This window comes from Marinobacterium lacunae, assembly GCF_000705555.1.
GTDB lineage: Bacteria > Pseudomonadota > Gammaproteobacteria > Pseudomonadales > Balneatricaceae > Marinobacterium_D > Marinobacterium_D lacunae.
Genome location: NZ_JMQN01000018.1, coordinates 301,872 through 315,807, shown reverse-complemented (window position 1 = coordinate 315,807; position 13,936 = coordinate 301,872). Strand labels below are relative to the sequence as shown.

15 protein-coding genes and 1 riboswitch are annotated in these 13,936 nt (G+C 58.0%); of the genes, 8 read left to right on the top strand and 7 right to left on the bottom strand.

Annotation, left to right across the window (positions count from 1 at the left end):
• Position 1: 1 nt before the first annotated feature.
• From ADIMK_RS08320 to miaB, 4 genes are read right to left on the bottom strand one after another with little or no spacing between them, the layout of a single operon-like run.
• Complete coding sequence (locus tag ADIMK_RS08320; RefSeq protein ID WP_036186106.1) at positions 2-844, bottom strand: CorC family transporter; 843 nt, start codon at positions 842-844, stop codon at positions 2-4.
• A 9-nt stretch (positions 845-853) separates the two neighbouring features.
• Entirely contained in the window at positions 854-1,309 is a 456-nt protein-coding gene (gene ybeY / locus ADIMK_RS08315; protein WP_036186104.1) for an rRNA maturation RNase YbeY, read from the bottom strand.
• Positions 1,306-2,319 (bottom strand): PhoH family protein, encoded by a 1,014-nt coding sequence (locus ADIMK_RS08310; RefSeq protein ID WP_051692699.1) that lies wholly within the window; start codon positions 2,317-2,319, stop codon positions 1,306-1,308. The genes ybeY and ADIMK_RS08310 overlap by 4 nt, the downstream gene beginning before the upstream one ends.
• Before the next feature lie 16 nt (positions 2,320-2,335).
• Positions 2,336-3,676 carry a tRNA (N6-isopentenyl adenosine(37)-C2)-methylthiotransferase MiaB gene (gene miaB / locus ADIMK_RS08305; protein WP_036186100.1) on the bottom strand — a complete coding sequence of 447 codons (1,341 nt, stop codon included), beginning with the start codon at positions 3,674-3,676 and terminating at the stop codon, positions 2,336-2,338.
• 188 nt (positions 3,677-3,864) lie between these two features.
• Between miaB and ADIMK_RS08300 the strand changes: the two genes are divergently transcribed.
• Positions 3,865-4,185 (top strand): DUF1820 family protein, encoded by a 321-nt coding sequence (locus ADIMK_RS08300; protein ID WP_036186099.1) that lies wholly within the window; start codon positions 3,865-3,867, stop codon positions 4,183-4,185.
• Here ADIMK_RS08300 and ADIMK_RS08295 read toward each other — a convergent pair whose 3' ends face one another.
• Both ADIMK_RS08295 and epmB read right to left on the bottom strand, forming a co-directional pair.
• The gene (locus ADIMK_RS08295) at positions 4,186-4,716 is read right to left on the bottom strand and encodes a hypothetical protein (RefSeq protein WP_036186098.1); all 531 of its coding nucleotides are present in this window, start codon (positions 4,714-4,716) and stop codon (positions 4,186-4,188) included.
• A gap of 117 nt (positions 4,717-4,833) precedes the next feature.
• The gene (gene epmB / locus ADIMK_RS08290) at positions 4,834-5,844 is read right to left on the bottom strand and encodes an EF-P beta-lysylation protein EpmB (protein WP_036186281.1); all 1,011 of its coding nucleotides are present in this window, start codon (positions 5,842-5,844) and stop codon (positions 4,834-4,836) included.
• Between the two features lie 186 nt (positions 5,845-6,030).
• On the opposite strand from epmB, the gene efp reads away from it, so the two are divergent.
• The gene (gene efp / locus ADIMK_RS08285) at positions 6,031-6,594 is read left to right on the top strand and encodes an elongation factor P (protein ID WP_036186087.1); all 564 of its coding nucleotides are present in this window, start codon (positions 6,031-6,033) and stop codon (positions 6,592-6,594) included.
• Between the two features lie 203 nt (positions 6,595-6,797).
• Positions 6,798-6,878: riboswitch (cyclic di-GMP riboswitch) on the top strand.
• A gap of 60 nt (positions 6,879-6,938) precedes the next feature.
• Complete coding sequence (epmA, locus tag ADIMK_RS08280) at positions 6,939-7,925, top strand: EF-P lysine aminoacylase EpmA (RefSeq protein ID WP_368085825.1); 987 nt, start codon at positions 6,939-6,941, stop codon at positions 7,923-7,925.
• Positions 7,926-7,928: 3 nt separating this feature from the next.
• Here epmA and ADIMK_RS08275 read toward each other — a convergent pair whose 3' ends face one another.
• Positions 7,929-9,083: a MalY/PatB family protein gene (locus tag ADIMK_RS08275; RefSeq protein WP_036186084.1), complete on the bottom strand. Its 1,155-nt coding sequence runs from the start codon at positions 9,081-9,083 to the stop codon at positions 7,929-7,931.
• A 221-nt stretch (positions 9,084-9,304) separates the two neighbouring features.
• Between ADIMK_RS08275 and ADIMK_RS08270 the strand changes: the two genes are divergently transcribed.
• The 5 genes from ADIMK_RS08270 to ADIMK_RS08250 all read left to right on the top strand — a co-directional run bounded on the left by ADIMK_RS08270 (position 9,305) and on the right by ADIMK_RS08250 (position 13,902).
• The gene (locus ADIMK_RS08270; protein ID WP_036186081.1) at positions 9,305-10,846 is read left to right on the top strand and encodes a 2-isopropylmalate synthase; all 1,542 of its coding nucleotides are present in this window, start codon (positions 9,305-9,307) and stop codon (positions 10,844-10,846) included.
• A gap of 8 nt (positions 10,847-10,854) precedes the next feature.
• Positions 10,855-11,724, top strand: a complete 870-nt coding sequence (locus tag ADIMK_RS08265) for a uracil-DNA glycosylase family protein (protein WP_156042839.1) — start codon at positions 10,855-10,857, stop codon at positions 11,722-11,724.
• An 18-nt stretch (positions 11,725-11,742) separates the two neighbouring features.
• On the top strand, positions 11,743-12,195 hold the full coding sequence (gene rimI / locus ADIMK_RS08260) for a ribosomal protein S18-alanine N-acetyltransferase (protein ID WP_036186076.1): 453 nt from the start codon (positions 11,743-11,745) through the stop codon (positions 12,193-12,195).
• 83 nt (positions 12,196-12,278) lie between these two features.
• Positions 12,279-12,947: an energy-coupling factor ABC transporter permease gene (locus ADIMK_RS08255; RefSeq protein WP_036186074.1), complete on the top strand. Its 669-nt coding sequence runs from the start codon at positions 12,279-12,281 to the stop codon at positions 12,945-12,947.
• A gap of 208 nt (positions 12,948-13,155) precedes the next feature.
• On the top strand, positions 13,156-13,902 hold the full coding sequence (locus ADIMK_RS08250) for a FadR/GntR family transcriptional regulator (protein WP_036186072.1): 747 nt from the start codon (positions 13,156-13,158) through the stop codon (positions 13,900-13,902).
• Positions 13,903-13,936 lie beyond the last annotated feature (34 nt).

The window sequence follows — 13,936 nt, the reverse complement described above, 5'->3', positions numbered from 1 at the left end:
GTCAACGTGCCGTGCGGCTGACCTGCAACAGACGTATGCGACGGTTATCGCAGCTCAGCACCTTGAAGCTGAAGCCATCAAACTCAACACATTCATCCTTGGTCGGCAGGTGGCCGAAGTGTCGGGTGACGATACCGCCGATGGTATCGAATTCGTCATCGGGAAGGCCCACGTCGAAAAACTCGTTGAAGTCCTCGATCGGAGTGAGTGCCTTGACGATGTAGCCTTCGTCATCGAACGGCTTGATATTGCCCTCGGCATCATCGGCATCGTGCTCATCCTCGATCTCGCCGACAATCTGCTCCAGCACGTCCTCGATGGTAATCAGGCCAGCGATACCACCGTACTCGTCGACGACGATCGCCATATGGTTGCGGGTGCCACGAAACTCCTTGAGCAGCACGTTCAGTCGCTTGCTCTCGGGTATCATGGTGGCCTTGCGCATACAGCTGCGCAGATCGAACTCGTCGAGGCGGCCCTCCAACATATAGGGCAACAGATCCTTGGCCAGCAGTATGCCTGCGACCTCATCCGGGTTCTCGCCGCATACCGGGAATCGGGAGTGGGCGCTGGAGATGATCAGGGGTATGAAATCGCGCGGTGACTGGCCGATATGCACGACCGACATCTGTGAACGAGGGATCATCACGTCGCGTACCTGCATATCCGAGACCTGCATGGCACCTTCGACGATGCTGACGGCATCCTGATCGAGGATCCCATCTTCGCCAGCTTCGTAAAGTACCTCCAGTACATCTTCGCGGGTACGTGGCTCGTCGGAGAAAGCGTTGGTCAGTTTTTCCAGCCAGCTTTTCGACGAGCCGCTCGATCGGTCTTCGCTCATATTGTGCCTCTAAGCGGATTCGTAAGGGTCTGCAATGCCGAGACGGGCCAGTAGCTCACGCTCCAGTGCCTCCATCTCTTCGGCTTCGTCATCTTTTATATGATCGAACCCGAGCAGATGCAAGGTGCCATGAATCACCATGTGAGCCCAATGGTCGTGAAGGGGTTTGCCCTGTTCATGTGCCTCGTTGCGGACTACCTCGGAACAGATCGCCAGATCACCGAGCAGGTCGATCGGAACACCTGGTGGTACGTCGAACGGAAAGGAGAGGACGTTGGTCGGCTTGTCCTTGCCGCGATACTCGTGATTGAGCGACTGGCTCTCGTCGCTGGACACGATGCGGATGCACACTTCGCCGCGCTCGCGGCGGCCTTCGAGGGCGGTCGTGACCCAGCGCTGGAACGCTTCGCGTTCAGGCAGGTCGCTATCGTTGACGTCGATCTGCAGGTCGATATCAAAGCTCAAGATTTGTCTCCGTTTTCAGAGCGTTCACGCTTCTCGAATGCTTCATAGGCCTGAACGATATGTTGAACCAGCGGATGGCGGACCACGTCACGTGCGCTGAAATGGGTAAAGCCGATGCCCTGAACGCCTTTCAATACATCGATGGCGTGTAGCAGCCCGGAGCGAGTGCCTTTAGGCAGGTCGACCTGGGTGACATCGCCGGTAATGACCGCGGTGGAGCCAAAGCCGATACGGGTCAGAAACATCTTCATCTGCTCGCGAGTTGTGTTCTGGCTCTCGTCGAGAATCACAAACGAGCCATTGAGTGTGCGCCCGCGCATATAGGCCAGCGGTGCCACCTCGATCACGTTACGCTCGATCATTTTGGCGACCTTCTCAAAACCGATCATCTCGTACAGCGCGTCGTACAGGGGGCGAAGGTAGGGATCGACCTTCTGTGCCAGATCGCCGGGCAGAAAGCCCAGTTTTTCGCCAGCCTCGACGGCTGGGCGTACCAGCAGGATTCGGCTGACCTCTTCCCGCTCCAGTGCCTCGACCGCACAGGCAACCGCCAGGTAGGTCTTGCCGGTACCGGCAGGTCCAATGCCGAAGTTGATATCGTGCTGGCGAATCGAGCGGACATACTTCTGCTGGTTTTCGCCGCGGGGGCGTATCTGAACCTTGCGGGTTCGAATCGTGACCTCTTTGGCATCGTTGCCCAATGCGCTTTGCAGTTGTTCGACACCCGCCTGTTGCAGATAGAGATGCACGCGTTCGGGGGCGATGGTCTCGCCGTCCAGCGCGTCGCGGTAGAGCTGTTTCAGAATATCGCTCACCGCTTCGATCAGGCTGAGATCGCCCAACAACTGAAACACGCCGCCGCGATTGCGGATCTCGACGCCCAGCCGTTGTTCGATCAGGCGCAGATGCTCATCGAACTGGCCACACAGGGCGGCTAGAGCAGCGTTGTTCTCAGGCTCCAGATGAAGCTTGATTGAGGGTTGTGCCAGCGAGTGTTCGCTATCAGTCATACGGTTCTCGAGGTTCTCAGTCCAGCTCGGAGCTTACCAGCTCGCCCAGCAGTGAATTGGCGTAGGCTTCGACGATCCTGACATCGGCAAAGTGGCCGATCAGGTCGGGATTATCGCAGCGGAAGTTGACGACACGGTTATTCTCGGTGCGTCCGGACAGCTGCCCCGGATCTTTTTTGGAGTAACCATTGACCAGAATTCTCTGAGTGCTGCCCACCATGCGGCGGCTGATTTGCATCGCCTGTTGTGTGATGCGGTCCTGCAGAATTTGCAGGCGCTGCTTCTTGGTTTCTTCGGAAACATCGTCCGGCAGGTCCGCTGCCGGGGTGCCGGGGCGGCGACTGTAGATAAAGCTGAACGATGCATCGAAGCCGATATCGGCAATCAGATTCATCGTTGCTTCAAAATCGCTGTCAGTCTCACCCGGGAAGCCGATGATGAAGTCCGAGGAGAAGCTGATATCCGGGCGCAGCTTTTTGATGCGACGAAGCTTGGATTTGTACTCCAGCGCGGTATGGCCACGTTTCATCGCCATCAAAATGCGATCAGAGCCGCTTTGTACCGGCAGGTGCAGGTGACTGACCAGCTCGGGGACTTCGGCATAGACGTCGATCAGCGCATCGCTGAACTCCACCGGATGGCTGGTGGTAAAGCGGATGCGATCGATACCGTCCACGGCCGCGACCATGCGGATCAGCTCCGCCAGATCGGCAACATCGCCGTCCGAGGTGGCGCCGCGGTATGCGTTGACGTTCTGACCCAGCAGGTTGACCTCACGTACGCCCTGTTCGGCGAGTTCGACACATTCGGTAATCACATCGTCCAGCGGGCGGCTGACCTCTTCGCCGCGGGTGTAGGGCACCACGCAGAACGTGCAGTACTTGCTGCAACCTTCCATAACCGAGACGAACGCCTCGGCGCCTTCTACCTTGGGCGCTGGCAGGTGGTCGAATTTCTCGATTTCGGGGAAGCTGATATCAACGATACCGACGCTGCCACTCTGGCTCTGCTGGATCATGTCCGGCAGGCGGTGCAGGGTCTGCGGGCCGAAGATCATGTCGACATAGGGCGCGCGATCCAAAATGGCAGAGCCCTCCTGACTGGCGACACAGCCGCCAACGCCGATGACCAGATCGGGGCGTGCTTCTTTCAGCTTTCGCCAGCGTCCCAGCTGGTGGAACACCTTCTCCTGCGCCTTCTCGCGGATCGAACAGGTGTTGAGCAGCAGCACATCGGCCTCTTCCGGGGAGTCGGTCAGTTCGAGCGCGTGGCTCTCACCCAGCAGATCCGCCATACGGGCTGAATCGTATTCGTTCATCTGACAGCCATGTGTCTTGATAAACAGCTTTTTCGCCATGAATCACCTGTTGATTGGGAGGGGTTGCAAAGGTACTCAAAAATCGGGACCGGGCATTATACGTGAGCGGCCGTCGGCAGACCAGAAAATGAGCAGTCGCCTTGCGCTTGTAATTGTAGTCGCCGCCCTCATATTGGGAGCATCAGAAGCCGTTTTGTCAGTCAGCCAATCAGGAGACGCTGTTGCCCATGGCCAGTGAGGAACCTATCTACCGTGTCGCCTTTGTCAATCAGGACAAGGTGTACGAGCTGTATGTACGTCACGTTTACCCGAGTGATCTTTGGGGCTTTATCGAGCTGGAGGGGTTCGTGTTCGGTTCGAAGTCCGAACTGGTCGTGGACCCGGGTGAAGAGAAGCTCAAACAGCAGTTCGGTGATGTAAAGCGCTCATTCATACCGATGCATGCGATAGTGCGCATCGATGAGGTCCGCCAGCAGGGCGTCGCCAAAATCAGCGATGCCAAGGGGACGGTCACCGCGTTTCCGACCATCCCCCCGCGCCGCAGCTGATCAGCCGTTACCGTCGCAGTTGCCTTTCGAGGCCAGTTCCGGCATCAGCTTGATGCGGTCGGCCTCGTAGTATTCCACTACGCCATTCACATCGATCAACTCGGCACCGTCGATACGGAAGCAGCTCAGGTGACTGTTCTGCCACACCTTGTCCCAGCGTTTGTCGCCGCTGGACTCGCCGGGCGCAAACGGGCCAGCGACGCGAAGCCATGCATTCTCACGACCGGTTTTCTTGGCGCGAACCAGCTTGCCGTCATTGGTATAGGCCGTGGTCTTGAACATGACATAATCCAGCGTGTTCTGGGTGCCGTTGACGAAATCGATGTGTGCCGCGACGACGCCATGCTTTTCCGGTGCTGCCGGGTGCATGTCTCTAATGACCAGTGTCGGGGGCGGCGGGGCGGGCTTAGGCGGCGGAGTGGGTTTCGCCACCGGTTGTGGTTTCTGGGCGCAGGCGGCAATCATCAGGGTGAGGGCGATAGGTACCAGCAGGCGGTGGGGGCGTTGTCTGCTGCCGAAATTAGCATTCATTATCCGGACTCCGGAATAGCCTTGGATTCTTGTGGGGGCGCCCGGAAAAGCAATCGCGTCGGGCAGCGCATATGTTATTTGAAGTATATAGCGTTCTCGAGTTCCCTGAGCAACGAATTAAACATCTGTTTGGTCGGGCGAGAGCAGTGTTTTCGATGGGCGACCAGGGATCTCGCGTGCCAGACGAGGTACCAGATAGCCGGGCAGACGGGCCTGGAGTTCGCCCACCAGCCGTTGCGCTTGAGCATCGCTGATATCGAAATGGGCCGCACCGGCGACCGGGTCGAGAACAAACAGATAATAGGGCAGTACACCGACTTCGAACAGTGTTTCGCTGAGCGCTTTCTGTGCCTCGACACTGTCGTTGATGCCGCGCAGCAGAACCGCCTGATTCAACACTGTTATGCCCGCATCGCGCAAACGCATGATGGCGGAGCGCACGCTGTCATCGATCTCCTGAGGGTGGTTGCAGTGCAGTACCATGACCGGTTTCAGTCGGGTGCCTGTCATTGCTTCGGTGAGTTCCTGCGTTACCCTCTCGGGTATGACCACGGGCAATCGGGTATGGATACGCACGCGTTTAAGGTGCGCGATGTCTGACAGGTCGGCGATCATGCGTGCAAGACGAGAGTCGGGTGTGACAAGCGGGTCGCCACCAGAGAGAATCGCCTCACTCAGCTCTTGGTGGCTGTCAATGTACTCCAGTGCTTTCTGCCACTGGGCCGGGCCGAGCTGATTCTGCTGATAAGGAAAGTGGCGGCGAAAGCAGTAACGGCAGTTGATGGCACAGCCGCCGCTGGTAATCAGCAATACTCTGTCACGGTATTTGTGCACTAACCCCGGGCTGGGGTTGGCGTCGTTTTCCGCCAGTGGATCGGTGCTGAAGCCGGGCACGGCAGTCATCTCCCGCGCGCTCGGCAATACCTGCAACAGCAAAGGGTCCAGTGGGTTGCCCGGCTCCATGCGCGCAACCAGCGCACGCGGCACACGCAGCTCGAAACTGCTGTGCGCGTCTGCGTCGGCCATCGATAGCGGCAACTCGAGCGTACTCAGAAGCTCGGCCGGGTCGGTAATGGCGGTGCGCAGCGCCTGCTGCCAGGCGTCGGGGGCGGGCCAGTATGCGTTCATGGGATTCGTGTGCGACTTGGAGTGGTGTGTAAGCGGGGCATTCTGCCCAAAGGCAGAGGTGCTGATCAAGATCTATCCTCAGTACGCCTTCTTCGTAGACTTGTTTACGGCATCCCTAGTACACTTTACCCCACTTTTTGCGCCGGGTTTCCGGCCTGTTTCCCAGTTATCAAGTGGACTTCCGTAATGGCAACATACTCCAGCAACCAGCTTAAGAACGGCCTCAAGGTGATGATCGATGGCGATCCGTGCGCCATGGTCGATGTCGAATTCGTAAAACCGGGCAAGGGCCAGGCGTTCACCCGTGTGCGTCTGCGTAACCTGCTGACCGGCCGTATCTGGGAGCGCACCTTCAAGTCCAACGAATCGGTTGAAAGTGCCGATGTCATGGACCGTGACATGGAGTATCTCTACAACGACGGTGAAATGTGGCATTTCATGGAGCCCAACACCTTCGAGCAGTTTGCGGCTGACAAAAGCGCTGTAGGCGAAGCTGACAAGTGGCTGAAGGAGCAGGACAAGTGCATGGTCACGCTGTGGAACGATAACCCCATCGCCGTTACTCCGGCGAACTTCGTCGAGCTGGAAGTGGTCGAGACCGACCCCGGTCTCAAGGGCGACACGGCTCAGGGCGGCTCCAAGCCGGCAACACTGAGCACCGGTGCTGTCGTGCGTGTACCGCTGTTTATCGAGCAGGGCGAAGTGCTGCGTATCGATACCCGTACCGGCGAGTATGTAAGCCGCGCCTGATCGCGCTGATCTACCTCGGTAAAACGGCGGCTTAGGCCGCCGTTTTTCGTTGCCGGTTACCATGTTTTTGGTGAGGGAAAATATTTGGCGGTGGTCGATGGCGTCGTTCGGCAAATATTGTTAGGATTCAATGAAGGGTTCGATCTGACTGTTGTTTCCCGCTTCAGTCGGGTTAATTCGGGCCCCTTTCCAGCGACGAATCTCTCCCGAAAAGGCAACCTTCGGGCTAACTGAAGCGCGCAAAGCTACGGGTCCAAATGTGGATGGACCGCCGAGCTACCGAAAGAGAGATTCACCCTTCCGACCCATTTTCATGGGCGTCGCGATATTAAGTTTCACCTCTGATGACACCCTTGCAGATGACAGTCGACAGTGATTGGCGCCCAGGCGCTTCTATGGAAAACTTGCGGGCCAGAGCGCGAATGTTGGCGCAGGTGCGTGATTTTTTTGCCCAGCGGGCGGTGATGGAGGTCGATACGCAATTGATGTCGCACTGCGCCGTCAGTGACCCGTTTATCGACTCCATTGAAGTGGCCTTTGGCACCGTGCCGGGCAATCCTGAGCAGACGCTTTATCTGCAGACCTCGCCGGAATATGCCATGAAGCGACTGCTGGCAGCTGGCAGTGGCGCGATCTATCAGCTTGCCAAGGTGTTTCGCAATGGCGAGAGCGGTCGCCGTCACAATCCCGAGTTCACCATGCTGGAGTGGTATCGCCCGGGCTTGTCGGCCGAGCAGTTGATGGATGAAGTCGAGGCGCTGGTCGCGGACGTTATTCCCGGTTTCAGTGCGAGTCGGATAAGTTACAGAGCTCTGTTTCAGCGCGAGCTGGGCATTGATCCGCACCTCACCGGCGTGGACGAGCTCAGGAGACTGTGTCGTACACATATCGAGGCCCCGTTCGATGACGATTCGCGTGATACCTGGCTCAATATTTTGATGTCACATGTGATTGAGCCGCGTCTGCAGGAGCCGGTATTTGTCCACGGCTTTCCCGCATCGCAAGCGGCACTGGCCGAGGTGGTGCAGGACGAAACCGGCACACCTGTTGCGACACGGTTCGAGCTGTTTGTGTGTGGAATAGAGCTGGCTAACGGCTATCGTGAACTGACGGATGCCAAAGAGCAAAGCCGCCGTCTGGAGCAGGATCAACAGCAGCGTGCCGAGCTGCAGCTGCCTCAGCGGCCGCTGGAGAAACGTCTGGTTGCAGCGCTTGAGGCGGGGATGCCCGCTTGCGCGGGCGTGGCGCTCGGGTTTGACCGGTTGGTCATGCTGGCGCTGGGAGCCGAGCATATCGAACAGGTGATCCCCTTCACATTCGAGCGCGCCTGAGCGTTAGGCGGGCAGATGGTTCAGCAGTGCCCGACGGATGCGTAATACCGCTTCCTCGAGCTGCGCTCTTGGACAACCGAAATTGAGGCGCATGAAACGGTCGTCTCCGAAGTCTCGCCCCGGCGACATGCCGACACCGGCCTGCTCGAAAAAGTAGGCCGGATTCTCCAGCTTGGCGGCACTGACATCGATCCATGCCAGATAGGTCGCTTCAATTGGGTCCAGTCTCAGTCCGGGTATCGCGTTGATCTCCTGCATCAGGTAGTCGCGGTTACCGCGCAGATAGTTCAGCTGCGCCCGGTTCCACTCATCGCCGTCGCCATAGGCCGCTTCTGCGGCTGTGTACCCCATCAGATTCACATCCGGCACGATCCCCTTGCGGGCTCGCTGGAACTGGCGACGCAACTGCGGGTTGGAGATCACCGCGAAGGAGCAGCCCAGTCCTGCGATGTTATAGGTTTTGCTCGGCGCCATGAGTGTAATTGTGCGCTCGGCGATCTCGGGGTGCAGGGATGCGATCGGCACGTGTCTGAGTCCGGGTTCAAGAATCAGGTCGCAGTGGATCTCGTCCGAGCAGATATAGAGATCGTGTCTGATGACGATTTCAGCCAGTCGCTCAAGCTCTTCTCGGCGATAGACGGTGCCGCCAGGGTTGTGCGGGTTGCAGAACAGCAGAATGCGGGTGGTCGGCGTGATGGCGTTTTCCAGAGCCTCGAAGTCGATCACGGCACGTCTATCCTTGCGGACCATCGGTAAGGTGATCAGTTGTCGTTCCGACAGTCTCGGTGCCGACATGAACGGTGGATAGATCGGTTGCGCGGTCATGACCGAATCGCCCGGTGAGCTGGTCGACCGGCAGGCCAGATGCAGTCCGCACACGAGTCCCGGTAGCCAGATCAGGTCATCGCCGGTTATCTCCCAGCCGTACATACGGGAAAGGCGTTCGAGAACCAGCTCGTTCAGGCGGGCCGGGGCGTTGGTGTAGCCGAATACGCCATGATCCACCCGCTCGTGCAGTGCCTTGAGTACCGCCTGCGGCGCCATGAAATCGGTATCGGCGACCCACATGGGCAGAATCTCCGTGTCCCGGTAGCGCTCCCACTTCTCGCTGGCGGTGTTTCGGCGATCAATCAGGCGGTCAAAATCGGTAGGTGACATCCCTCGCTCCTTTGCGCTGCTTGGTGTCGTATGCGGGTGTATAACTCTTGCCTGCGAACTCGCGCAGGTCAAGCTGTCGGCGGTTTCAAACCCCGTTGCGAGGCGCTACTATAACCGCCCATTTGCGCTGTCGGCGCTGTATACTTCACCTTGTCGTATAATCTTCACGCGGTTCGCACATCCATCCTGCGGGAGCGGCCCTTTCACGCGGAGTAGCATCTATGAGTAGCCAGGATCGAGTCATAATTTTTGATACCACCTTGCGCGATGGGGAGCAGAGCCCTGGTGCGTCCATGACCCGGGATGAAAAGCTACGCATTGCACGTCAGCTCGAGCGTATGCGCGTGGATGTCATCGAAGCCGGCTTCGCGATTGCCAGTGTTGGCGATTTTGAGTCGGTTCAGGCAATCGCACGGACCATCAAGGAGAGCACCGTCTGCTCCCTGTCGCGGGCTTTGGATGCGGATATCGATCGCGCTGGCGAAGCGCTGCGCGACGCAAACTCCGGGCGTATCCATACCTTCATCGCCACCTCACCGATCCATATGAAGTACAAGCTTCAGATGGAACCGGATCAGGTGGTCGAGAGTGCTGTTCGCGCCGTGAAGCGTGCACGCAACCTGATCGACGATGTGGAGTTCTCGCTTGAGGATGCCAGCCGCTCCGAGATGGATTTCATGTGCCGTATCATTGAGCGCGTCATCGATGCAGGTGCCCGCACCATCAATATTCCCGATACCGTCGGCTACGCAGTGCCGCAGCAGTTCGGTCAGGTGATCGGCGAGTTGATTCAGCGTATCCCCAACGCCGACAAGGCGATCTTCTCGGTGCATTGTCATAACGATCTGGGATTGGCTGTGGCCAACTCTCTGGCCGCTGTCAGTGCAGGTGCGCGTCAGGTCGAGTGCACCATCAACGGACTGGGTGAGCGGGCAGGTAATGCATCGCTGGAAGAGATCGTGATGGCGCTGCGCACCCGTCGCGATGTGATGGGCGTGGAAACCAGTATCGATACTACCCAGATCGTGCCTGCTTCGCGTCTGGTGTCCAGCGTGACCGGCTTCCCCGTACAGCCCAACAAGGCGATTGTCGGTGCGAACGCCTTTGCCCATGAATCGGGCATCCATCAGGATGGCGTGCTCAAACACCGGGAAACTTACGAGATCATGACTGCTCAGGACGTGGGCTGGAATACCAACCGCATGGTGCTGGGCAAACACTCGGGCCGGGCCGCATTCCGTGCCCGTCTGGAGGAGTTGGGCACCAGCTTTGCGACCGATGCCGAGCTGAATACCGCGTTCACCCGCTTCAAGGAGCTGGCGGATAAAAAACACGAGATCTTCGATGAAGACTTGATGGCGCTGGTCAGTGATGCCCGTGCCGAAGCGGCCAGTGAACGGTACAAACTGAGCAGCCTGACGGTGACCTCGCAGACAGGTGAAACGCCGGTGGCCAACCTTAAAGTGATGGTGGATGGCACCGAGTTCACCGGCGAGTCCGATGGCAGCGGCCCGGTCGACGCCTGCTTTAAGGCGATTGAACAGATCGCTCAGTCCGGTGCCAACCTGCAGATCTACTCGGTTAATGCCGTGACCCAGGGCACCGACTCCCAGGGCGAGGTAACGGTACGACTTGAAAAAGCAGGGCGCATCGTCAACGGCCTGGGGGCGGATACCGATATCATTATCGCCTCCGCCAAGGCTTACTTGCATGCCCTTAACATGCTCGATGCCAATATTCAGAAAGCCCATCCGCAGGTATAACGGACTGAATGATGAACCTTAGCGGCGAGCAACTTCGGCACCAGTATCTTGAAGCGATCGGCATCAGCAGCTGGTTGCCGCGGACATCGTTGCCGGGGGCAGCCCCGTCGCAGCCCTGGGTTGAGCGCTTCCGGTATCCGATGCCGGAGGGGATGGATGAGTTTCCCGGTTTCGACGAAACCGACGATGTGTCACCCGCTCCTGAAACGCCGGATGCGGTTATTGCGAGTGAGCGTCCGACTGAAAGCGCAGAGACAGCCCGGGCACAGGCTCGCGCCTCTATTGCACCGCTGATTGAGTCGGATACGAGGGCAAAGGCGCCACCGGCGCAATCTGTGCCGGTTGGAGCGGTGCCAGAGAGCGCATCGCCGGCGCCTGCGGTGCGTCGCGGGCCGCCTGCCCAGGCGCCACGCGTGAAACTGGCCTTTGTGCTGGCTGGCGATCTGCTGATCGTCGACAGCCTGCCGCCGGCTGCGCGACAGGGGTTTTCCGGGCAACATCAACGTCTGCTTGCTGGGATTGCACGTGCACTTGGCGTCGGCGATCAGCCCAGCGACGCATCCCTGCTGTCTTGGCCGGTTCTGGCGGGCACGACGCTTGATCAGGGCCCGGAAGAGTTGAAACGTGCTGTTCGACGCAAGCTGGAGATCACGTTGCAACTGCGTCGTGTGACGCGCGCACTCTTTCTGGGTGAAAGTGCGGCGCAGTGGATGCTCGAGCGGGAAGAAACGCTTGACGCACTTCGGGGTATTCGATTTTCGCTCAGACCCGAGCTGCACTGCGTCGCCAGTGTCAGCCTGAGCCAGTTGCTGCAGTTGCCGACATTGAAGGCAGAGCTCTGGCGCGATCTGCAACCGCTGCTGGTGAAGTCCAGCTAACCGCTATTGAGTACGCTCGTGAATACGCCCCTTTTTCGTCGCGCCACGGCGGACGACCTTAACCTTCTGCTGGCGCTTGATGACAGCTGTTTCGATGACCCCTGGTCGGCCAAGCTTTGGCAGCAGATGCTGACCAATAGCAAACGTTATGTGTGCTGGTTGCTGCTGGGGGAGCGTCCGATGGGTTTTATACTGTTCAGTCATGTCTTGGATGAGGCGGAGCTGATGCGGATCGGCGTGCATCCTCAGGTACGAAACGAGGGGCATGCGCGCGCGATGCTGACGCAAGCCCAGGGTGTGCTGGAGCAGCGTGGGGTCGGCGCTTTCTATCTTGAGGTTCGGGACTCCAACAGCGCCGCGCAGCATCTGTATCACAGCTGTGGTTGGCGCCTCGATGGCCGCCGCCGCAACTACTACCCGACGGAAGACGGCACAGAGGATGCACTGCTGTTCAATCGCGTGCTGGATTGACCGAGATCATCGCCGCCGACTAATGGCAAATTGCAACGATCAGATACACTTGAGACAGGTGGATCTTGACGGAATTGAGTGAGATGAATCCGAGTGAAGGGTTGATCAGCGGCTTCTGGTTGACGGTAACCGGTATCCTGTATCTGGCTGTCATGGTGTTGGCGCTCATCAGGCTGCCCTGGGCGGTGCTGGTGCGCGAACGCGGCATTCAACATCTGCTCTTCGGTGCAGCGGTTGTGCTGATGTTGCTGTGGACACTTCGGGCCGGAATATCGCCGGGGTTGTCGATTCACTTTGTCGGCATGACAACACTGACACTGATGTTCGGCTGGGATCTGGCCATCTGCGCTGGCACCGCGGCATTGATCGGGCTGACGCTGATCGGTCGCGAGACCTGGACGGAGCTTCTGCCTAACGCTTGGTGCTTCGTGGTGATTCCCGCGCTGGTGAGCCATATCATCTGGCAAGTGGTGGAGTGGCGCTTTCCCAAGAACTTCTTCGTATACCTGTTTCTCTGTGCCTTTCTCGGCGGCGGTGTTGCGGCCATGAGCGGCGGCATGACCATGGGCATTCTGCTCTGGCTCTCCGATACCTATCCCTGGAGCAAGATCTATCACGAGTATGTGCGATATCTGCCGCTGATCATGTTCCCGGAGGGGTTGATAAACGGCATCATCATGACCGGAATGATGGTCTTTCATCCCGACTGGATCCGCACCTTCGATGCGCGGCGGTATATCGACGAGCAGTAAATCACACGACCTTTCTCCATCCCTGTCTCATCTGATTGTTGAGCAAATGCTGAAATAAAGTTCAGACATTGGCTGTTTATTATCCTTCCGTCCTGGGTGAAACTCGGGGTAATTGAACGCGGCAGCTTGACTGCCGTTTTTTCAGGCTTTAATAATTAATCATAATTATTTAGATTAATTAGACATCACGCCTGATATCGGAGCGCACATGGCCGGGCCCAGCATAAAAAGACGTAAGCAGAAACTGTCCGATCTTATCGTTGATGAAGTGAAGGCGATGATCGTCTCAGAGAAGCTTCTGCCGGGTGATCGTCTGCCCAGCGAGAAGGAGCTCATCGAAACCTTTGGCTGCTCAAAGGGTACTGTCAGGGAGGCATTGAAAGCGCTCGAAGTAGAGGGGTTGGTCTGGACGCGCCCGGGCCCCGGCGGAGGGGCCTGGCTTTCAGAGGTGGGGACTGACCCTGCCAGCAAGGCGTTGCGCAACTATCTGTACTTCAAACACCTCTCTGCAGAACAGGTGTACCAGATGCGCAAGCTGATCGAGGTCGAGTTGGCTGTTTCGGTGGTGGGGCATCTGGGCGAGCGTGAGTTTGCGTTGCTGGATGAGTATATCCGTGCCTGCAGTCACCGGCCGAGCAATGAAGAGGAGCAGCGAGAGCAGCGTATTGCAGAACTGGAGTTCCACAACGTGCTGGCTGATGCCTGTCCGAATCCGCTACTGGGATTTATCGCCCGCTTTCTCAATGAAACCCTGCGCGATCTGGTGGTGCTGAAGAAGTCTTATCAGATTGATGCCTATGAATTCACCCGCTCGAATGTGGATTACCACGTCGAACTCGTTACGGCCTACCGTCAATCGGACGAGGCCGGTGTGCGTCGCTTGATGGGCGAGCACATGTGTGAAGCAGAGGAGCATTTCGTTGCCCTGGATGGGCAGATATCCCGAAAAATGTGACACCAATAATAAATAAGGTCCCGTTCCATTGGAC

Coding starts and splice junctions, on each gene's coding strand:
- ADIMK_RS08320 (WP_036186106.1), bottom strand. CDS start 844: ATGAGCGAAGACCGATCGAGCGGCTCGTCGAAAAGCTGGCTGGAAAAA.
- ADIMK_RS08310 (WP_051692699.1), bottom strand. CDS start 2,319: ATGACTGATAGCGAACACTCGCTGGCACAACCCTCAATCAAGCTTCAT.
- miaB (WP_036186100.1), bottom strand. CDS start 3,676: ATGGCGAAAAAGCTGTTTATCAAGACACATGGCTGTCAGATGAACGAA.
- ADIMK_RS08300 (WP_036186099.1), top strand. CDS start 3,865: ATGGCCAGTGAGGAACCTATCTACCGTGTCGCCTTTGTCAATCAGGAC.
- ADIMK_RS08295 (WP_036186098.1), bottom strand. CDS start 4,716: ATGAATGCTAATTTCGGCAGCAGACAACGCCCCCACCGCCTGCTGGTA.
- epmB (WP_036186281.1), bottom strand. CDS start 5,844: ATGAACGCATACTGGCCCGCCCCCGACGCCTGGCAGCAGGCGCTGCGC.
- efp (WP_036186087.1), top strand. CDS start 6,031: ATGGCAACATACTCCAGCAACCAGCTTAAGAACGGCCTCAAGGTGATG.
- epmA (WP_368085825.1), top strand. CDS start 6,939: ATGACACCCTTGCAGATGACAGTCGACAGTGATTGGCGCCCAGGCGCT.
- ADIMK_RS08275 (WP_036186084.1), bottom strand. CDS start 9,083: ATGTCACCTACCGATTTTGACCGCCTGATTGATCGCCGAAACACCGCC.
- ADIMK_RS08270 (WP_036186081.1), top strand. CDS start 9,305: ATGAGTAGCCAGGATCGAGTCATAATTTTTGATACCACCTTGCGCGAT.
- ADIMK_RS08265 (WP_156042839.1), top strand. CDS start 10,855: ATGATGAACCTTAGCGGCGAGCAACTTCGGCACCAGTATCTTGAAGCG.
- ADIMK_RS08255 (WP_036186074.1), top strand. CDS start 12,279: ATGAATCCGAGTGAAGGGTTGATCAGCGGCTTCTGGTTGACGGTAACC.
- ADIMK_RS08250 (WP_036186072.1), top strand. CDS start 13,156: ATGGCCGGGCCCAGCATAAAAAGACGTAAGCAGAAACTGTCCGATCTT.